Source organism: Shouchella shacheensis, from assembly GCF_001484965.1.
Classification (GTDB): domain Bacteria; phylum Bacillota; class Bacilli; order Bacillales; family Bacillaceae_D; genus Shouchella; species Shouchella shacheensis.
The window spans coordinates 116,181-136,035 of the sequence record NZ_LLYY01000003.1; the positions used below are offsets into that span (position 1 = coordinate 116,181).

Consider the following 19,855-nt stretch of genomic DNA (forward strand, 5'->3'; position numbering starts at 1 on the left):
GAAAAACAATGAATTATACAATGGAAAGAGGAGTCATTATGCGTTTGAGACATAAGCCGTGGGCAAGGGAAGAAATTCAGAAGCGACCTCATATCGTTGTTCAAGAGCCCGGAGAAAACCGCGGCAAGTGGAAGGGGATATTTGGTGACGGGCGACCGTTACATGTCGAAGTTGGCACTGGGAAGGGACAGTTTTTAACAGAAATGGCAAAGTTGCATCCTGCGACCTCTTTTATAGGCGTTGAGCGGTATGAAAGCGTACTCTTGACCGCGATGGAGCGAGTCGAGCAGGAAGATCTAGAAAACGTAAAGCTTTTGAGCGAAGATGTAGCCAATCTGAGAGACTTTTTTGCTCCTAGAGAGGTTGACCGTTTCTACATTAATTTCACAGACCCGTGGCCAAAGAAACGACATGAAAAACGTCGTCTGACCCATGAAGGATTTTTGAAGCTCTATGAAGAAGTCCTCACTCCGGGCGGGGACATTCATGTTAAAACCGACAATCAGACGCTTTTTGAGTATTCGCTGCATAGTTTTTCGAAGTACGGACTTATCCTAAACAATGTAAGTTTAGATCTTCACAACAGCGAGATGGAAGGCAATGTGTTGACCGAGTATGAGGAGCGCTTTGTCGCTAAGGGCCTGCCAATTTACCGACTGGAAGCTGTTCTTCGTTCCTCTTCCAACGCGTAGGGAGAAGTGGCAAAACTTTAGCGGACGGTTTCTAAAAAGGGAATAACACAAAGGGATGCTCATCGCATGAGCATCCCTTTGTGTCTAGCTTCTAGGCAATCCGCCTACGCTTTTCGGTTCAATGTCGCTTGGTGATCTCGAGGTATTCCAACAACGAGGCATGCACCGCTGGTTTTCGATGTTACATCTGCTCCAAACTGAGGAGTACTCCCGTTTTCGTATCAGCAAGAAATTCATATTGAACAACTCCATCATTTGTCGGGCTTGTCAGGCCTCCGCGGTAAGCGCTGTATTTGAGGCCGAAGCGTTCAATGGTTTCTGGCTTCATGTGGATCCAAGACCCACTGACGTTGTGTTCTTCTTTGACGGCAATTTTTACTTTCTTCAACGCATTTTCAGGAGAAAGGGCATCGCTTTTGATTTTTTTGCTAACTAGAAAACCAACGACGACCCCAATCCCAAGTCCAAGAGAGACACGTTTCATTAATCAACATCCTTTCAATTTCCGTTCTTTTTTAGATGACTCATGTTATGATTGTTTTCCATTATGGAGAGGCTGTGCAATTGAAAGTCATTTGCTATTAGTAGTATAGCGAAAGGTTTGAGAAATTTCCATGCTTAAGGACGAGTTTGGCTGGCTACGATCTTTTTTTTTCGGTAAGATAGGAGAGGAGTTAGAAACATCGAAGAATCAGAATTAGTGAAGGATTTTTTTGAGGAGGCCATTATGAACGGGAAAACAAAGCAGCTATTTAAAACGTTAACCGAACTACCGGGTCCGCCGGGTTTTGAGCATGATGTTCGCACTTTTTTACGCAAAGAACTGTCCAAACATACCGAAGAGATTATCCAAGACAAGCTGGGAAGTACGTTTGGGGTGCTTCGGGGGGAAGGAGGTGGTCCTAAAGTAATGGTCGCTGGACATATGGATGAGGTTGGCTTCATGGTCACAACGATTAATGAAAAAGGACTCATTAGTTTTCAAACACTTGGTGGCTGGTGGTCTCAAGTACTCCTTGCTCAGAGAGTGGAGATTGTTACAGACAATGGACCAGTGATTGGCGTCATTGGTTCGACTCCTCCGCACTTGCTTGAAAAGTCGCAGAAGTCAAAGCCAATGCCACTTTCGAAAATGTACATTGACATTGGTGCCGATGATAAGGAGGACGCCGTCGCTCTCGGTATTAAGCCTGGTCAGTCAATTGTGCCCGTGTGCTCCTTCACACCAATGGCGAATAATAAAAAAATTCTTGCCAAAGCGTGGGATAACCGCTATGGCGTTGGGCTTGCGATTGAGCTTTTAGAAGAGTTAAAAGAGGAAAATCTCTTAAATACGGTTTACTCGGGAGCAACTGTGCAGGAAGAGGTTGGCTTGCGCGGAGCTACAACCGCCGCACAGATGATTGAGCCTGATTTGAGTTATGTTCTTGATGCCAGTCCCGCTAATGATGCCACAGGCGGAAAAGAGGCCTTTGGCCACCTGGGTAAAGGGGCGCTTGTTCGCATTTTTGATCGAACCATGATTACGCACACAGGCATGCGTGACTTTGTGCTCGATACAGCCGAGTCGCACAACATTCCTTATCAATATTTCATGTCTCCAGGTGGAGGTACAGATGCTGGAAAAATTCATATAGCTGGAGACGGAGTCCCTTCCGCAGTCATTGGCGTCTGTGCTCGTTACATCCATACATCTTCTTCCATTCTTCACGTGGATGATTACGATGCAGCGAAGGAACTACTAACGAAGCTTGTGAAAGCCTCTGACCAAACCATGTATGATTCGCTCGTCTCGTTTAAATGAGCTGTATGCAAAGGGATCGGATTCTTGCTGTCGGTACAAAAAACCGCGCTAAAGTTCATGCCGTTGCTGAGACATTGATTCGAGAGCCATTGATTGTAGTTTCGAGGGAAGCGCCATCCTCTGTTAGTGCTCAGCCTTTCTCCGACGAAGAAACAAAACAAGGGGCCGTTAACCGAGCTAAAGCGGTACTTGGGCTAGTTGAAGCGGAGGTCGGTTTAGGTCTCGAGGGCGGCGTATTTGAAGCGGAAGGCGACGGGTTGATGATTTGCAACTGGGGAGCACTGGCGACTGAAGAAGGACTGCTATTCACGGCTGCTGGACTGCGAATGCACTTGCCTGATGCCGCCGCGGTGGGTGTGAAACAAGGCAAGGAACTCGGAGAAGTCATGAAAGAGCTTGCGAAAGAAAGAGGGGACAACCATGCAACTGGGGCTGTCGGTTTTTTTACAAGCGAATGGCTGGACCGTAAGCAGGTCTTCGCACATATTGTACAATCGCTGTATGGACAGTATATGTTTGCGACCAAGCGATATCATCACTAAAAGCAGAAAACCCGCCTCACGCTGTGATGTGCGGGTTTTCCGTGTCCAACTCCGGCAGGTAAAAGCTCGAGATTTTTCAGTCCTGCACCAAAATCCAACCCCGGGATTTCTAGCGCAGGCCTTCCAAAATTCTCGCTTTTGGGCAACCCGCCTACGCTTTTCGGTTTGTCCAGCTCCGGCGGGTAAAAGCTCGAGATTTTTCAGTCCTGCACCGAAATCCAACCCCGGGATTTCTAGTGCAGGCCTTCCAAAATTCTTGCTTTTGGGCAACCCGCCTACGCTTTTCTTTTCAGTCCTCTTCAAAGATATAAGATAGTGCCTGGATGGCTTGCTCAGGCGTTTCGACAACAATCTGCGCTTTGTTAGAAAGCTCCTTCAGCGCATGATGAAGCTTTTCTGGGCGAATGAGAATTAGCGGTTTTCCAATGGTGACGGCATTTGCCGCATCTGTTGCGGTATTCCACTGCTTGTACTCTTCACCGAATAAAGCAATGACCACATCGGATTTCTTGAGCCAAATCTGTGTTCTAAAATTGTTGAAACTAGAAGCGGCTTCATCTTTTAAAACAGCGCTTTGTTGTTTCCCAAGAATTTCTTCGCCGATGTTATCTGAGCGCTCGTGATTCTCCATTGGTCCCTGAAATCGGACCGGTAAGTCCCGTTTATGGGCCTCATTTTTGATTGTTGTTCGCCAGTCGGAGTGGATCTCTCCAGCTAAATAGACAAGCAATTCCATCGTGATCCTTCCTTTCATTGTAACGAATTATGGCAATTATATAAACATCCCTACTAAATGTAAAGGTGTCTTGTCAGAAGAGTATACAATGAAGTATGATAAGGAAAAAGTATTGGAGAGGGAAAACGTGAAATCATTCATGGCACGAAAAGGCGTCAAACCTTCCTTTCATACGTACATTATTCAGGCGATGAGTCAAATGACGCTCGGTCTATTTTCAACCCTTATTATTGGCATTATTATACGTACTGTGGGGGAGCAAATAGAGGTTCAGGCAATCATTGACACTGGACAATTTGCAATGGATATGATGGGGGCGGCCATCGGCGCGGCTGTAGCCCTTGCACTTTCCGCCCCAAGACTTGTGGTATTATCGACCATTGCCTGTGGAGCTTTTGGGGCGGTTCTTGGTGGTCCTGCCGGCAGCTTCATTGCCTCAATTGTAGCGGCGGAAGTGGGCAAGCTTATAGCAGGAGAAACGAAAATCGACATTATCGTCACTCCGCTTCTGACCATATTTTCTGGTTTTGCTGTGGCTGCAAGTGTCGGCCCACTGATTGGCTATGGCATGCAGCAGTTAGGGGCAACGATCATGTGGGCGTCTGCGCAGCAGCCGCTGTTGATGAGTGTCGTTGTAGCGATTCTTATGGGACTGGCACTTACAGCCCCGATATCCAGCGCTGCGCTTGGGATTATGTTAGGGTTGGACGGAGCTGTCGCTGGGGCGGCAGCGATTGGCTGTGCCGGGCAAATGGTTGGCTTCGCTGTTTCTAGCTTTCGTGAAAATCGCTGGTCGGGGGTTGTTGCGCTTGGCATTGGTACATCGATGTTACAAGTGGCTAATATCGCCAGAAAGCCCACGATTCTTATTCCACCGACGCTTGCGGGAGCGGTGGCGGCCCCAGTGGGAACAATGGCGTTTAATTTGGTCTCCAACGCTGCTGGCTCTGGCATGGGGACAAGCGGCATGGTTGGCCCGATTATGACGTTTTCGGAGATGGGGTTTTCAACAGAGGTGGTTCTTGCTGCCCTCGTTGCCTATATTCTCCTCCCTGCGGTCGTAAGTCTAGCTGCTTCAGAGTGGATGCGAAAGGCAGGATATATTAAACTAAATGATATGAAAATAGAAGCTGCATAAAGGAGATTGAATATGGAACACGTACAAAGTGTCGAGCAATTTGAGGAAATAAAACAGACAGAGACGGCGGTCTTCTTGTTTTCCGCTGATTGGTGCCCGGATTGCCGGGTAATTGAGCCGTTTCTTCCGCGACTAGAAGTGGATTTTCCAACGTTTACGTTTTATTACGTTGACCGTGACAAGCTGATGGATGTTTGTGTAGAGAACGATATTTTCGGCATCCCGAGCTTTCTTGTTTATTCAGGAGGGAAAGAAATCGATCGCTTTGTCTCCAAGGAGCGAAAGTCAGAAGAAGAGATCGAGTCTTTTCTAACGAGGGCTGAAGCAAAAATAGACTAAAAGTCAGGAGCTGGTTGATGATCACGCATGTGAAATCAAGCAGCTCTTTTTAGTCTAGCTGCGGAGGGTAGGAGCTTCGAGATTTTTCGCCCTGACAACAAAATCCGAGATCGGGATTTTTTGTGTCAGGTCTCCAAAATTCTCGCCCCTGACCAACCCGCCTCCGCTTTTCGATGTCTAGCTGCGGCGCCCACTCGCTCGAGGTTTCTTCAGACCGGCGCTTTCGGTAGTAATTCTTTGGTTCAGATAAGAATCATGGTAGAATGTAAGGGATGATAAAGGAGGCAATTTTTGTGGAGCTTCAAGCATTTCGAAAAAAAATAGAGAAAAAGCTAGAACGAGATGGTTGGACCATTCGTTATGACTATAAAGAAGGCACGTTACGCATTGAAGATGAAGCTATAAATAAAGGGGTCACGCTGGCGCTTAAGCCTCTATTAGCCAAATGGGAGCGCAAAGAATATGCGGCTGTGGAGGAGGCTATTCGTCATGTGGAAATTGGCCTAGCATCAATGGCGAAATCCGTTACACTTTCTGGCAACGAGAAGCGGATCTTTCCGGTTATTCGTGCGGCGTCTTTCCCAGCGGAAACGAAGGATGGAAAACAGCTTGTGTTTGATGAGCACACGGCCGAGACGCGCATTTATTACGCGGTGGATTTAGGGGAGACGTACACCTTGATTGATCAGAACCTAGTAGAAGAGAGTGGGATGACCGTCTCACGCTTGAAAGAGATGGCTCAGTTCAATGTACGTTCCCTTCCTCAGCCAATCAAGCAGGACAAAGTAGCCGGGAATGACTTTTACTTCCTGTCCGCAAAGGATGGATACGATGCAAGCCGAATTCTTGATCAATCGTTGCTTGAAAAAATGGCGGCAAAGGTGAACGGAGAGCTTGCGGTTGCCATTCCTCACCAGGACGCCCTCATCTTTGCAGATTTAAAAAACGACACGGGATACGATGTGCTCGCTCAAATGGCTTTGCAGTTCTTTGGTCAGGGACGGGTTCCGGTGACGGCGCTCCCTTTCATGGTCGAGGAGGGCGCGCTTGAGCCCGTCTTTATTCTGGCACAAAAGAAACCAAAAGGCCCATCTCAGTAGCGGAGGGCATATGCTATACTAGGAAAAGTCTACTCAAACGAAGGAGACGTATGGAATGAATGCTTTCTATAATCTAAAAGGCGTTGGGGATACGCTTTTGCTGACATTTGAACAAATTGAACGTGAAGAGCAAGTCGTCGAACAATCAGGCGATGTGGCGATCATTCGTGATAAAAAAGACGGAGAAACGGTAGGTGTTAACATTTTTAATGCCTCGACGTACGGTGAAATTAATAGAGACGGTCCCTGCGATGTAAACGCAGCGCTAAAGACGCTCATTGTAAAGGCATTCTCAGAGAATCAAGTGGAGCTTGACGTTGAGTTAAGCGGGAACCAACATTTTGTGATCGGTGAAGTTCTCTCCAAGGAGAAGCATCCGAATGCGGACAAGCTCTCCCTTTGTCGTGTTGATGTAGGCGATGAGACGTTGCAAATTGTATGCGGTGCGCCGAATGTTGAAGCGAAGCAAAAGGTGGTTATTGCCCGCATTGGAGCTGTGATGCCCAGTGGACTCGTCATCAAAGAGTCCGTTCTGCGCGGTGTCGAATCCAATGGGATGATCTGTTCAGCAAAAGAATTAGGTCTTAAGGATGCATCAGAGGAAAAAAGTATTCTCGTATTAGAAGACGACGCAGAGGTCGGTCAGTCGTTTAAGGAGTAGAGAATTAGCAGCTTTTGAAATTTCCTTTGTGGTTGGCTCATGGACGGCATGAAGCCAGCCTTTTTCTCTCTTTAAACTAAAACTATGCAAGAAAAGTGGGTGATAAAAGGTGAACGTATGGAACAGATGCAGAGACTGGCTTCAGAGATCGTTATTTAAACAGGGGGAAGAGGAAGAGGTGGAACAGAAAGTTGCGCCCTCCCGAAATCTACCAATAAAAAACAGGCAAGGTCAGGAGCTTGAAGAAGCACGAATGACCTACGAGTATCCGAAAGCCGGTTCTTTTCGTTTTCCTCTCGATATGGAGAGAAGCCAGCGTCCTTCAAGGCATGAAAGCCGCAGAAAAGAGAGTGAACGACATGAAAAAGTAGAAACGGAAGGCGTTAAAAGCGGCGAACAGCAGCTTTTTCAGGGAACGTTCGAGCCAACACAAATCCCTTCCCCTGTACATGGGTTTCAAAAAGGCTACTCAGGGAAGGACAAGAATAGCGAACATGACTGGCTCATTTTTCAGACAAGGGATACCCAGGCTGACTTTGCACGTCGCCTACATAACGACAACGCACAACCACTTAAAAAGAAAGACAACCAGCCTGCCTTTATGCGGAAACATCAGGACTTGCTCGAATTTGAGGAGGATGTTTTACGAAAACTGAGAATGAAAGAACCACTGCCCGAATCAAGCTCCCTAACCGAGCAAGGTTCATCAAGCGCTGTCAAGGAAGAAGGTGAAGAGAACAAGGTTGTCCCTTTCACTCAACCGGAAGTGCAGCCAGAAGCAGTTTCTGCTATTCATGAAAAAGCCGTGCAAGAAGATGTTGAAAAAGAGGAAGAAGAAAAAAACGAGATAGGGATGCCACTAGCGATCGAGAAACAAGGAGATGACATTCAAAAAGAGCAAGAGCAGGTAGAGGCGCGACCGGAGCCCGAGTTGAACGAACCGGGGCGAGCAAAGACAAATCAGCACGTTAATCATCAGCTTGAAGCAGATAGTGTAGGGGTCCTTGAGGAGCCTCAGAAGCAAAAAGAAGGGAATCAACAACCTCCCGTTTCAGACAGAGGTACTACAAAAACAGAATCAAGGAATACGAATACGAGCAAAAGTAGCATTCCCTACAATGTACTCATGCTGCCGAAGGACAAGAAGCCTCTGTCTGACAAGTCCCAAGCCTCTTCCATGCCTAGACGAAAAAAAACGGTTGCAGATGGGTACGTGCATCCAGCGATCGGACTGCTTCGCATGCCCGACAGACGAATAGACGACGATTCCTCTTGGCTTGATGATCAAGCTCATACGCTGGAGGAAACTCTCACTAGCTTTCATGTAGATGCTCGAGTGGTTGCTCGTACAAGGGGGCCAGCTGTTACGCGCTTCGAGGTCCAGCCTGCCCGCGGTGTGAAGGTTAACAAGATAACCAATCTCAGCGATGACATTAAGCTCTCTTTAGCCGCGAAAGACATTCGCATGGAAGCGCCGATCCCTGGAAAAAATGCGATTGGCATCGAGGTACCGAATCGGAAGTCCGCACCTGTACTGCTGCGTGAAATATTGCGGCGCGATGTTTTTATTGAACCGAAATCGCCCATGACCGTCGCGTTGGGCCTTGATATTTCCGGCCAACCAATCGTGACAGACTTACGAAAAATGCCGCACGGACTTGTCGCAGGAGCAACTGGCTCCGGGAAGAGTGTTTGCATTAACTCGATTTTGGTTAGTCTGCTTTATAAAGCGACGCCTGATGAAGTCAAGCTTTTGTTAGTGGACCCCAAAATGGTAGAGCTTGCTCCTTATCATGAGGCCCCTCACCTAATAGCCCCGGTAATTACGGACGCAAAGCAAGCCACTGCTGCTTTGAAATGGGTGGTGGCAGAAATGGAGCGACGCTATGAGCTATTTAGTCAACACGGGGTGCGGGATGTGGATCGTTATAATGAAAAATTCTCACAGGCGAAAAATAATCCAGCGCTTCCCTACATGCTCGTGGTGATTGACGAGCTAGCTGACCTAATGATGGTTTCCCCTCAGGATGTGGAGGATGCGATTTGCCGAATTGCCCAAAAAGCACGAGCATGCGGGATTCATTTGCTCGTGGCTACACAGCGCCCATCAGTGGACGTGATTACAGGGCTCATCAAAGCGAATATTCCGACAAGAATTTCCTTTGCTGTAAGTTCACAAACCGATTCGCGCACAATACTTGATATGGGAGGCGCTGAGCGTTTACTTGGGCGTGGAGACATGCTGTTTCACGAAAACGGCACGCCAAAGCCTATTCGGGTCCAAGGGACGTTTGTCTCAGATGAGGAAATCGAGGACGTAGTGGCTCACGTTAAAACACAAGCAAAGCCCGTCTATGCTTTTGATACAGAACAGATTCAGGGAGCTTTTGAACAAGGCGACAATGAAGATGAGCTGCTTGAAGAAGTGTGCTATTTTGTCGTAGAGCATGGCTCTGCTTCAGCCTCCAGTATTCAGCGAAAGTTTCGGGTTGGCTACAATCGAGCAGCGCGACTGGTGGAGATGATGGAGGAACGAGGAGTCGTTTCAGGGGCAATGGGAAGCAAGCCAAGACAGGTGCTTGTTGGAGCAAGCGCAATAGAAGAGCTTTTTTAAGCATATAGACCTCTTGTGGATTAGGCAAAGATTCTATATGATAGGGAAGGACTTAGGCAGTTGACGCAGGAGGAGTGTAAGGGCTACTTACGGAAAAAGAGCTTTTAACTTTCTCATGCAACAAGCGCCCATCCACACGATGCTTATTTGCTTCGGACGTGTTCAAGCTCCCTCACATATACTGATGAGAGACTGGTGATCCCAATATCCGACATACAGAAGTGGATGTAGGCAATACAAAAGAAAGCAGGGAGATGGTTCAGGGTGAATGTGTCCCCGAATCGTGAAGACTGGAGGTTTCACCGATGACAACCTATCATTTTACGGGTATAAAAGGGTCGGGCATGAGTGCTCTTGCACAAATTCTCGATGATATGCAAGAAGACGTGCAGGGCTCTGACATTAGCGATGAGATTTTTACACAAAAGCCTTTAGAAAGAAAAGGGATTACGGTTTTGCCATTTAGTAAGAATAATATTAAAGAAGGACAGCATATCATTGTGTCGGCTGCGTACGAAAGCGGCCATGAAGAGCTCGTCCGTGCAAAGGAACTTGGGCTTCAAGTGGATGTTTATCCAACATTTCTTGGTTCATTTATTGAGAATTTTACAAGCATCGCCGTTACCGGGTCCCACGGAAAAACCTCAACAACCGGTTTGTTGTCACATGTTCTTGGCTCGGCTCGGCCTACCTCGTATTTAATTGGAGATGGCACAGGGAAAGGGGTGAAGAACGCCGATTATTTCGTGTTTGAGGCGTGTGAATATCGTCGTCACTTCTTAAATTACTCTCCAGATTATTGTGTGATGACCAATATCGATTTTGATCACCCCGATTATTTTGCGAATGTGGATGATGTGTTTGATGCTTTTCAAGAAATGGCAAAGCAAGTCAAAAAAGGCATTATTGCGTGCGGAGATGATGAATATCTTCAAAAACTTCATGCCAATGTGCCAATCTTATACTACGGGCTCGGGGAAGACAATGATTTCCAAGCAAAAAATATTGAAAGCACTAAGGAAGGCACAATGTTTGATGTCTACGTTCGAGGAGACTTGTACGGCTCCTTCCAAGTGCCTGGGTATGGGGACCACAGTGTGTTAAATGCGCTCTCTGTTGTGGCGCTCTGCCATTATGAAGCGATCCCTAAAGAAGCGTTAACGAGCTACTTAAATACCTTTACCGGCGTAAAAAGAAGGTTTACAGAGAAGCCTTTAGGCAGGCAAATTCTTATTGATGACTACGCTCATCACCCTACGGAAATTGCCGCAACCATTGAGGCCACTCAGAAGAAATATAGAGACCGCCCGCTTGTAGCGATTTTTCAGCCTCACACGTATTCGCGCACAAAAACGTTCTTAAATGATTTTGCCACTGCCTTAGGCGGGGCGGATCACGTATATTTATGTGACATTTTTGGGTCTGCAAGAGAGAATGCTGGTTCACTCTCAATCGGGCATCTACAGGATCTTGTCAAGGGCTCTCTGCTTCTTCCTGAAGAGGAGATTGAGCAATTGCAGAAACATGAAGACGCTGTTCTATTATTCATGGGCGCAGGTGACATTCAAAAATACCAGGAAGCTTATGAAAACCTATAAGAAGAAAGAGAGACCATCTCATTTATTCCCCCATGAGATGGTTTCGGGGCCTTACTCAATTTTATTGAAAACGGAGCAGGAATTCTTGTGATTGTGTCGAATTAAAGATAATCCCCTTTAAATCAATCACAAATGGAAGGTTTGATTTCTTTCATCTGGGGTAAAGTAGATGATGAGGGGGTGAAGACATGGAACTATTTCTTTACATAAGCGGATCCATTGCGTTACTGGCGTTTGCTATTCTTTGCATTTATTTGATACAGACACTTAAATCAGCAAAAAAAACGCTGGAGCATACGGCGACGACTGTCGAGGCACTAGAAAAGCAGCTCCAGGGGATCAGCTCTGAGTCTGAGCAGCTGCTTCAAAAAACCAATCGTTTAGCAGAGGACATTCAAAGAAAATCTGACACGATTCACGTCGTATTTGATTCTGTAAAGGACCTTGGAGATTCGGTGAAAAATGTCAATCAATCGATTCGTCGCGTTTCTACCAAAGTAAACGATACTACAGGACGAAATGCTGAAACAGTGGCCCAAGCTGTTCAATGGGGCCAAGCTGTTTTGGATTTCTATACAAAGTTTAAACAAAGGAAGCAACAAATTGAGAGCAAATCAACGAAGGAGGCAGGTCATAATGAGTGACATGAATACGAAAGATTTTTTGATTGGGACCTTAATTGGAGGAATCGTAGGGGCAACAACGGCGTTATTCCTTGCCCCTAAGTCAGGAAAAGAGCTAAGAGGGGATCTTAGTGAACAAGCCCATATGGCGAAGGAAAAAACCTCACAGCTTACATCCGATGCCTACGAAAAAGGAAATCAGTGGGTCGATGTGGCCAAAGACAAGTCCACCAACATCGCCAAAACTGTTTCCGATCAATCTCAGCAGGTGGTTGATAAAGTAAAAGACTTGACGGCATCTGCTAAGTCTGAGGCTGAAACTGTGGCTAATGATGCAGGTAGCCTTGCACAAGATTTAAAAGAAACAGTCAAAGAATCAGGCGAGACCATCGCAGAAGATGTAAAAAAAGAAGTGGACGATGCAGAGGCAAGGGTAAAGCAGGAAATGCAAGAAACCAAAAAGTAAGCATAAAAGAGGAGCTCTAAAGTGAAGCTCCTCTTTTTTATCGCTTATCACTTTAGTGCTTAAAAGCGTTCAACTAATAAAGAAAAAAGTCGTGACATTTCGCTCGATATTAGATATACTTAATACAACTTTCAAGTAGACACAAAAAAACAGGGAGTGGGAGTATGAGTAACGAACAGTTAGATCAACTTCGAAATCAGCTGGATGAGGTGAACCTATCTCTTCTAGAGACGATCAATGAACGAGCTCGTCTTGTTAAGAAAATTGGCGACTTAAAAAGAGAACAAGGTGTAACCCGATTCGATCCCGTCCGCGAGAGAAAAATGCTTGATCATATTGCTGAGAACAATGAAGGACCGTTCGAGACAGCTACACTTCAGCATCTTTTCAAACAAATTTTTAAAGCAGGTTTAGAGCTACAAGAAGAAGACAACAGCAAAGCGTTGCTTGTTTCTAGGAAGAAACAACCTGAAAATACGACCGTGAATGTAAAGGGCGAACTTATCGGAGACGGGAAGCAGCGCTTAGTGTTAGGCCCTTGTTCTGTTGAAAGCTACGAGCAAGTGGTAACGGTCGCAAAAGCGATGAAAGCACGGGGGGAGAATCTCCTCCGTGGCGGCGCTTTTAAGCCAAGAACCTCGCCGTATGACTTCCAGGGGCTTGGGGTCGAAGGGCTGAAAATCTTAAAGCGCGTTGCAGATGAACTTGATATGGCCGTAATTAGTGAGATTGTTACTCCGGCTGACATTGAGACAGCTCTCGATTACGTTGATGTCATCCAAATTGGGGCTCGCAACATGCAAAACTTTGAACTGTTAAAAGCGGCTGGTTCCGTCCATAAACCTGTCCTTTTGAAACGAGGCCTCTCAGCCACGATTGAAGAATTTATTCATGCAGCTGAATATGTGGTCTCTAAAGGCAATACGCAGCTAATGCTGTGTGAGCGTGGCATTCGCACGTATGAAAAGGCAACACGCAATACGCTTGATATCTCAGCGGTCCCAATTCTAAAGCAAGAGACTCACTTGCCTGTCCTTGTCGATGTGACTCATTCAACAGGGCGGAGGGACCTCCTTCTTCCGACAGCGAAAGCAGCTCTCGCGATTGGTGCTGACGCAGTGATGGCAGAAGTCCATCCAGATCCTGCAGTTGCTCTTTCAGATTCTGCTCAGCAGATGAATATTGAACAGTTTAACTCATTTCTTGATGAGCTTGAAGCCTCTGGTTTGTACAAACAGTCGGCCAAAGCATGAGGAAGAATTGAAAGGCAGCTCCCTACGACTCGGGAAGCTGTCTTTTTTACATGAATAGGCATAAATTTTGCTGAAAAGGGAATGCTTGAAGTACACGCGTTTTCATTGAACTCTTTTAACTGTTATAGTAAAATATAGCTGTCTGTTTTTCATGATTGCAGAAGACAGTTCATGCAAGTGTTTGTTTTATGACGATCAAGGAAAATTTAAGTACAAGTCATTGCACCAGCGGGGTTGCTGTCGTAAGATGGAAATGAAAGGATTGTATTGTTGAAAAACAGCAACGTTTTGCAATAGAAATGATTGGGATATACTGAACAACACACATCCTAGTGTAAAAAGGAGGAGAAGGCTGCTATTTGTAAGTAGGGTCCTCATTTCTAATGAGGCTGAAGATAGCAGAATGGAATGAACACAACCATTTATGATGTAGCAAGAGAAGCAGGCGTGTCGATGGCAACTGTCTCCCGGGTAGTGAACGGCAATCCAAATGTAAAGCCGACGACACGAAAAAAAGTTTTGGAGGCCATCGAGCGCCTTGGTTACCGGCCGAACGCCGTGGCCAGGGGGCTTGCGAGCAAACGGACAACAACGGTAGGGGTGATCATCCCTGACATTTCGAGCATTTTCTTTTCAGAGCTGGCCCGCGGAATCGAAGACATTGCTACGATGTACAAGTACAATATTATTCTTTGTAACTCGGATCAAAACAAGGACAAAGAAATTCACCTGATCAACACTTTGCTTGAAAAACAAGTAGACGGCATTGTTTTCATGGGCGGGGAGATTACAGAGGAACATCAAGAACAGTTTAAGCGTTCGCCTGTGCCGATCGTGCTTGCGGCAACCTTAGGCGATGACCGTGAAGTGCCTTCTGTAAATATAGATTATACGCAAGCTGCAGAAGACGCTATTATGGCATTGATTGAAAAGGGACATAAGCGAATTGGAATGCTTAGCGGCTCACTTGAAGATCCCGTGAACGGCTATCAAAAATTCGCCGGCTACCGTCAAGCATTGGAGAAAGCCAACATTGAATTCGACGAAAACCTCATTGTTATCGGTGATTACACGTACGACTCCGGGATGGAGGCTATGGACACATTTACAGCGCTTGAAGATAAACCGACTGCGCTGTTTGCTTCTAATGATGAAATGGCCCTAGGCATTATTCACGGGGCGCAGGACCGTGGATTTGAAGTCCCGAACGATTATGAAGTGATTGGCTTTGACAATACGAGGCTGGCTACGATGGTCCGCCCTACGCTTTCGACGGTTGTTCAGCCACTCTATGACATTGGGGCAGTCTCTATGCGCTTGTTAACCAAGCTCATGAATAAAGAAGAAGTCGAAGAGCAAACCATTCAATTGCCTCACCGTATCGAGCACCGTGGTTCAACGAAATAACTTCGAAAAACGCAGGCGGGTTGTTAAGAAGCGAGAATCTTGGAGACTTGACAAAAAGAAATCCCGACCTTGGATTTCGTTGTCAGGGAGAAAAATCTCGAGCTTCTACCCGCCGAAGCGAGAATCTTGTTCGCAAGCACCACGTCCTGTGGCTTGGTGAGCTAGGCGCAAAAAACCAGCTCCTTTTCATGAAAAGGAGCTGGTTTTTTTATCGTTGTTTTTCAGTTCGAATATGATAGAGTGCCTTCTCAAGCGTTTGCGCGTTTTTAGCTGTAATCTCTGTGCGGCGTGGAATGGGCGTGACGTCCGGGTCTGGCCAGTTCATGGGAAGAGGCTCCTCTGCCTGCTCCTCCCACATGTTTCTCCACTCTTTTGGGAGTGCTCCAAATGCAAGCTCGGTTTGATTCGTCATTTCCAGCCAAATCAAGGCCCAGGCGCGGGGAACGACGCGCCATTTGTCATAGCCACCCCCACCAATCGCTACCCAGCGACCATCACAGTGTTGGTGTGCAAGCTCATGAGCAAGCGTAGGAATCGCTTGATAACTTTTCAAGGAAAAGTGTAAATGCGAAAGTGGATCAAGATGATGAGCGTCCACGCCGTTTTGTGTAACAATAATGTCTGGCTTAAAAAAATCAGCCACCTCGCGAAATGCTTTCTCATAGACGCTAATGAACGAGTCATCTTCCGTAAACGCATCAAGGGGGATATTGATCGACGTTCCATACCCTTTTCCAGTTCCTTTTTCTGTCACATGCCCAGTTCCCGGGAACAAGTATCGTCCGGTCTCATGAAGACTGAGTGTGCAAACGTCGGGATCATCGTAAAATGCCCACTGGACGCCGTCTCCATGATGCGCGTCTGTGTCGATATAGAGGACACGCGCATTGTAGCGCTGTTTTAAATATTCTATAGCGATCGAGGAGTCATTATAGACACAAAAGCCGGAAGCACGTCCACGGAATCCATGATGAAGCCCTCCACCTAAATGAAAGGCATGCTGATAGTTTCCACTCATCACGGCATCGACGGCGTTCAGTGTACCGCCAACGAGATACGCAGCTGCTTCATGCATTTGATGAAACATCGGCGTATCTTCGGTGTTCAGACCGTGCGCAGCGGCCATTGAATCGGAAAGTTCTCCTTTGCTCGCTAGCTTAACAGCTTCAATGAAATCTGGGTCATGGATGAATGACAGCTCTTCATCGGTTGCCAATCTGGGGCTAATGAGTGGAGTCTCGTCATTTAGGGCACCAATCTCTACAAGCAAGCTATACGTTAGCTCGAGCCGCAGTGGATGGAAGGGATGAGAGTCATGAAATTTATAGGGGTGCGCGCTAGTCCCGTAAATAAGTGCCGCCTCTTTTTTCATTCCTCTACTCCTGGAAGGCGGGGACCGTGGACTTCATACCCCTCTTTTTTTATTTCTTCAATCGCTCTTCTAGGATCAATCGTCTCGACCCTAAAAGAAAGAACAACGTGACCGTTGAGCTGGCTTGTATACATTAGCGCACTGGTAATATTCATGTTGAGCCGCTTAAAAATGCCCGCTATCTCTGCTAACTTCCCCGGTTGATCGACAACCCGAACTTCTATAAGGGAGCTAGGCTGGGTGCAGCCTATGATTTCAGTCAGCCGTTGCAATAGGTCAGACTCCGTACAAATGCCCACAAGCTTCTCCCTATTGACCACAGGAAGGCAGCCGATTTTATTTTGATAAAACATTTTTGCTACTTCCTGAATATCATCTTCTGGATGAGCAGTTAAAACTGGCGTCTTCATTAAGTTTGAAATCGGTTCCAGTAATGCTTTTCTGTCCTTCTCCTTCATGAGGGTGGAAGGACGGATATCACGAATATCACGGTCGGATAGCATTCCTATGACGCTTTCGAATTCATCGACAATTGGAATGTGACGTATGGCTTTCGTTTCCATTAAAGAAATCGCTTCTGCAAGAGTGCTACTCTGATACAATGTATAAACGTTGGTGTGCATGAGCGTGCTTAGTTTCATAAAATTGCTGGTATACAAAGGCGCTCTGCGCTCCTCTTTTTGTACCCAGCTTGCCTCCTTGTCATTATGAGAATGAGGTGTAGTAGCAATTAATAGTTCTTTCAATCGCTTCTGAGCGATCCTCCTCCGCTTTTCTTAATACATAAAGCGGTTGATGAAGCGAAGTTGGTCGAATTGCTCTTGTGAAGCCTGGTTGACGCGGCTCCCGATTCGTACCATTAGACAATTAGCTGGATGTGAGCTAATTTCGGGGTCATCCGTGGCGAACCATGTCAATCCACCTGCGTTCATCATCTTCTCCATCATTTTGCGGTACTCCCATACGCTTAGACCGCTCCCTTTTAAGTCCCAGTGCCAATAATATTCAGTTGTGATAATAATATAGTCTTCCATCGCATCGTCCTTCATTGACATGCGCAAAAGTTGCTTCCCGACACCATGACTTCGGTAATCAGGAGCAATCTCAATGGCGCCAAGTTCAATTAGGTTGTCCATGTTTCCTTCAGACCAGCGTTCTAAAGGGTCTGGATGGACAAAAGTCACATAGCCAACGACTTGTTTCCCTAGGCGGACGACATTGATTCTGCCCTCGGGCAAGTCCGCAATTCCAACAAGCGCTTTTTTTTGTTCTTCAGATGGGCGAAAGGAGGTTAAGTCTTCATGGAAATCATATCGTTCTAGCTCAGCTCCTGTTAAGGGTCCTTCTAAAAGAAGAACATCTTTTGCGGTGGGGTGTTCTTCTTTGATAACCGTCTTTTTATGCTGCACCATGTACAACCACCTTTTATATAGTAAGCTTCTAATCTTATTATACACACTAGTAGCGTGCTAAAAAACTTTTAGGGGGAATGTTGGAGTAATTATCAGAATAGGCTCAAGGGTATGTCTAAATTTGAATAGCCAGTGTTTAACATTTGAAACTCTTAAAATCATATACTATAATGAAGTAAATTAGAGAGTGAGAGGTGTGAATGCCATATGAAAGCGCTACCTAAAAGCAACGCAACGCATAACTTAAACAACTATGAAGAAGCAGTTAAAAAATTTGATTGGAAAGAGGTAGAGAAAGCCTTTTGCTGGCATGAGACAGGGAAAGTGAACCTCGCTTATGAGGCGATCGATCGTTTTGCAGAAGGAGATAAAGCTGACCAAGTGGCTCTTTATTATAGCGACGCAAACAGAGATGAGTCGTATACATTTAAAGAAATGAAAGCGCACTCCAATAAAGCAGCAAATGTCTTAAAAGAACAAGGTGTGAAGAAAGGCGATCGCGTCTTTATCTTTATGCCACGTTCCCCTGAGCTATATTTTGGGCTGCTTGGTGCCATTAAGTTAGGCGCGATCGTTGGCCCATTATTTGAGGCTTTCATGGAAGGGGCTGTTCGCGATCGTTTGGAAAATAGCGAAGCGAAAGCACTTATAACAACACCAAATTTACTTGAACGAGTCCCTTTTGATGATTTGCCTGCGCTTGAAACCGTCCTTGTTTCAAGTGAAAATTATGAGGATAACGGGGCATTTTTGAATTTTAATACCCGCCTAGAAAATGCGAGCACAGAATTGGAGCTTGAATGGGTGGACCGAGAAGATGGGCTCATTCTTCACTACACGTCAGGATCTACTGGCAAGCCAAAAGGCGTTCTCCATGTACACGATGCAATGGTTCAGCACTACCAAACTGCTAAGACGGTTCTAGATCTTCAGGATGGAGATGTTTACTGGTGCACGGCCGATCCAGGCTGGGTCACAGGAACGTCATACGGAATCTTTGGTCCGTGGCTTGCGGGTGTCACAAATGTTGTACGCGGTGGTCGTTTTTCACCTGATGATTGGTACCAAACACTCGAGCGTTACGGCGTAACCGTCTGGTACAGTGCACCCACCGCTTTCCGCATGCTTATGAGCGCGGGGGATGAAATTGTAAAGAAATATGACCTTTCGAAGCTGCGCCATGTTTTAAGTGTCGGTGAACCGTTGAATCCCGAAGTGGTGCGCTGGGGAGCGGAAGTCTTTGATCTGCGTATCCATGACACTTGGTGGATGACCGAAACCGGTGCGCAGATGATCTGCAACTATCCGGCGATGGACATTCGGCCGGGATCGATGGGGAAGCCAATTCCAGGTGTTCATGCCGCAATCATCGATGATAAAGGAAACGAGCTTCCGCCGAATCGTATGGGGAACTTGGCGATTCAAAAAGGCTGGCCAGCGATGATGCGCGCGATCTGGAACAACGAAGAGAAATACAAAAGCTATTTTGAGATTGATGGCTGGTATGTGTCTGGTGATTCGGCCTATATGGATGAGGACGGCTACTTCTGGTTCCAAGGTCGAATTGACGATGTGATTATGACAGCTGGGGAACGAGTCGGACCGTTTGAGGTGGAGAGCAAGCTTGTCGAGCACCCAGCGGTGGCAGAAGCAGGTGTCATTGGAAAGCCAGACCCCATCCGAGGGGAAATCATTAAAGCCTTTATTGCCTTGAGAGATGGCTACGAGGTTACCGAAGACTTACAAGAAGAGATTCGTCAATTTGTTAAAAAAGGCTTGTCCGCCCATGCTGCTCCGAGAGAGATGGAATTCCGGGAAAAGCTGCCAAAAACACGCAGTGGAAAAATTATGCGCCGAGTGCTTAAGGCATGGGAGCTTGACTTGCCAACAGGCGATTTGTCGACAATGGAAGATTAATAAAAGAAAAAGCAGCTGTGCCCTAGAGTTCAGCTGCTTTTCTATGTCTAGCTCCGGCGCCCACTCGCTCGAGGTTTCTTCAGACCGCCAGATCAAGCCAACAAGCGGCTTGATACTGCCGTTCTTCCAGAACTTGTCGCTCGTGAGCAGGGCGCCTACGCTTTTCTATGTCTAGCTCCGG

Annotated in this window: 19 protein-coding genes; 14 read left to right on the forward strand and 5 right to left on the reverse strand. The window is 46.5% G+C overall.

The window, feature by feature from the left end; genetic code table 11:
* The first annotated feature begins 38 nt into the window (after positions 1 to 38).
* Positions 39 to 692: a tRNA (guanosine(46)-N7)-methyltransferase TrmB gene (gene trmB / locus AVZ68_RS06780; RefSeq protein WP_059103766.1), complete on the forward strand. Its 654-nt coding sequence runs from the start codon at positions 39 to 41 to the stop codon at positions 690 to 692.
* A gap of 181 nt (positions 693 to 873) precedes the next feature.
* Here trmB and AVZ68_RS06785 read toward each other — a convergent pair whose 3' ends face one another.
* Positions 874 to 1,176 carry a PepSY domain-containing protein gene (locus tag AVZ68_RS06785; protein ID WP_059103767.1) on the reverse strand — a complete coding sequence of 101 codons (303 nt, stop codon included), beginning with the start codon at positions 1,174 to 1,176 and terminating at the stop codon, positions 874 to 876.
* Positions 1,177 to 1,419: 243 nt separating this feature from the next.
* Here AVZ68_RS06785 and AVZ68_RS06790 point away from each other — a divergent pair, with 243 nt between their 5' ends.
* Together AVZ68_RS06790 and AVZ68_RS06795 are read left to right on the forward strand one after the other, a co-directional pair.
* Complete coding sequence (locus AVZ68_RS06790) at positions 1,420 to 2,496, forward strand: M42 family metallopeptidase (protein WP_059104028.1); 1,077 nt, start codon at positions 1,420 to 1,422, stop codon at positions 2,494 to 2,496.
* 5 nt (positions 2,497 to 2,501) lie between these two features.
* The gene (locus tag AVZ68_RS06795; RefSeq protein ID WP_059103768.1) at positions 2,502 to 3,038 is read left to right on the forward strand and encodes a DUF84 family protein; all 537 of its coding nucleotides are present in this window, start codon (positions 2,502 to 2,504) and stop codon (positions 3,036 to 3,038) included.
* A 289-nt stretch (positions 3,039 to 3,327) separates the two neighbouring features.
* On the opposite strand, the gene AVZ68_RS06800 is transcribed toward AVZ68_RS06795, so the two are convergent.
* Positions 3,328 to 3,774 carry a YtoQ family protein gene (locus tag AVZ68_RS06800; protein WP_059103769.1) on the reverse strand — a complete coding sequence of 149 codons (447 nt, stop codon included), beginning with the start codon at positions 3,772 to 3,774 and terminating at the stop codon, positions 3,328 to 3,330.
* Positions 3,775 to 3,901: 127 nt separating this feature from the next.
* Between AVZ68_RS06800 and AVZ68_RS06805 the strand changes: the two genes are divergently transcribed.
* The 10 genes from AVZ68_RS06805 (at position 3,902) to ccpA (ending at position 14,973) form a co-directional block, all read left to right on the forward strand.
* A complete protein-coding gene (locus AVZ68_RS06805; RefSeq protein WP_059104029.1) occupies positions 3,902 to 4,912 on the forward strand; it encodes a PTS sugar transporter subunit IIC in 1,011 nt (336 codons plus the stop codon).
* A 12-nt stretch (positions 4,913 to 4,924) separates the two neighbouring features.
* The gene (locus tag AVZ68_RS06810) at positions 4,925 to 5,251 is read left to right on the forward strand and encodes a thioredoxin family protein (RefSeq protein ID WP_059103770.1); all 327 of its coding nucleotides are present in this window, start codon (positions 4,925 to 4,927) and stop codon (positions 5,249 to 5,251) included.
* A gap of 293 nt (positions 5,252 to 5,544) precedes the next feature.
* Positions 5,545 to 6,351: a DUF1444 domain-containing protein gene (locus AVZ68_RS06815; RefSeq protein ID WP_180316684.1), complete on the forward strand. Its 807-nt coding sequence runs from the start codon at positions 5,545 to 5,547 to the stop codon at positions 6,349 to 6,351.
* Positions 6,352 to 6,406: 55 nt separating this feature from the next.
* Positions 6,407 to 7,012 carry a YtpR family tRNA-binding protein gene (gene ytpR / locus AVZ68_RS06820; protein ID WP_059103772.1) on the forward strand — a complete coding sequence of 202 codons (606 nt, stop codon included), beginning with the start codon at positions 6,407 to 6,409 and terminating at the stop codon, positions 7,010 to 7,012.
* Positions 7,013 to 7,190: 178 nt separating this feature from the next.
* Positions 7,191 to 9,626: a DNA translocase FtsK gene (locus tag AVZ68_RS06825; RefSeq protein ID WP_245628074.1), complete on the forward strand. Its 2,436-nt coding sequence runs from the start codon at positions 7,191 to 7,193 to the stop codon at positions 9,624 to 9,626.
* 305 nt (positions 9,627 to 9,931) lie between these two features.
* On the forward strand, positions 9,932 to 11,224 hold the full coding sequence (murC, locus tag AVZ68_RS06830) for a UDP-N-acetylmuramate--L-alanine ligase (protein WP_059103774.1): 1,293 nt from the start codon (positions 9,932 to 9,934) through the stop codon (positions 11,222 to 11,224).
* Between the two features lie 188 nt (positions 11,225 to 11,412).
* Entirely contained in the window at positions 11,413 to 11,868 is a 456-nt protein-coding gene (locus tag AVZ68_RS06835; protein WP_059103775.1) for a DUF948 domain-containing protein, read from the forward strand.
* Positions 11,861 to 12,313: a YtxH domain-containing protein gene (locus AVZ68_RS06840; protein ID WP_059103776.1), complete on the forward strand. Its 453-nt coding sequence runs from the start codon at positions 11,861 to 11,863 to the stop codon at positions 12,311 to 12,313. The genes AVZ68_RS06835 and AVZ68_RS06840 overlap by 8 nt, the downstream gene beginning before the upstream one ends.
* 164 nt (positions 12,314 to 12,477) lie before the next feature.
* Positions 12,478 to 13,566 (forward strand): bifunctional 3-deoxy-7-phosphoheptulonate synthase/chorismate mutase, encoded by a 1,089-nt coding sequence (locus tag AVZ68_RS06845; protein WP_059103777.1) that lies wholly within the window; start codon positions 12,478 to 12,480, stop codon positions 13,564 to 13,566.
* A 408-nt stretch (positions 13,567 to 13,974) separates the two neighbouring features.
* A complete protein-coding gene (gene ccpA / locus AVZ68_RS06850; protein WP_059103778.1) occupies positions 13,975 to 14,973 on the forward strand; it encodes a catabolite control protein A in 999 nt (332 codons plus the stop codon).
* Positions 14,974 to 15,181: 208 nt separating this feature from the next.
* Here ccpA and AVZ68_RS06855 read toward each other — a convergent pair whose 3' ends face one another.
* Genes AVZ68_RS06855 through AVZ68_RS06865 form a run of 3 tightly spaced genes read right to left on the reverse strand, consistent with a single transcriptional unit; the run spans position 15,182 to position 17,754 of the window.
* Positions 15,182 to 16,345, reverse strand: coding sequence for an acetoin utilization protein AcuC (locus tag AVZ68_RS06855; RefSeq protein ID WP_059103779.1), 1,164 nt, complete (start codon positions 16,343 to 16,345; stop codon positions 15,182 to 15,184).
* The gene (locus tag AVZ68_RS06860; RefSeq protein ID WP_059103780.1) at positions 16,342 to 17,091 is read right to left on the reverse strand and encodes an acetoin utilization AcuB family protein; all 750 of its coding nucleotides are present in this window, start codon (positions 17,089 to 17,091) and stop codon (positions 16,342 to 16,344) included. The genes AVZ68_RS06855 and AVZ68_RS06860 overlap by 4 nt, the downstream gene beginning before the upstream one ends.
* A 30-nt stretch (positions 17,092 to 17,121) precedes the next feature.
* A complete protein-coding gene (locus AVZ68_RS06865) occupies positions 17,122 to 17,754 on the reverse strand; it encodes a GNAT family N-acetyltransferase (protein ID WP_059104030.1) in 633 nt (210 codons plus the stop codon).
* A 210-nt stretch (positions 17,755 to 17,964) separates the two neighbouring features.
* On the opposite strand from AVZ68_RS06865, the gene acsA reads away from it, so the two are divergent.
* The gene (gene acsA / locus AVZ68_RS06870; RefSeq protein ID WP_059103781.1) at positions 17,965 to 19,674 is read left to right on the forward strand and encodes an acetate--CoA ligase; all 1,710 of its coding nucleotides are present in this window, start codon (positions 17,965 to 17,967) and stop codon (positions 19,672 to 19,674) included.
* Positions 19,675 to 19,855: the final 181 nt, after the last annotated feature.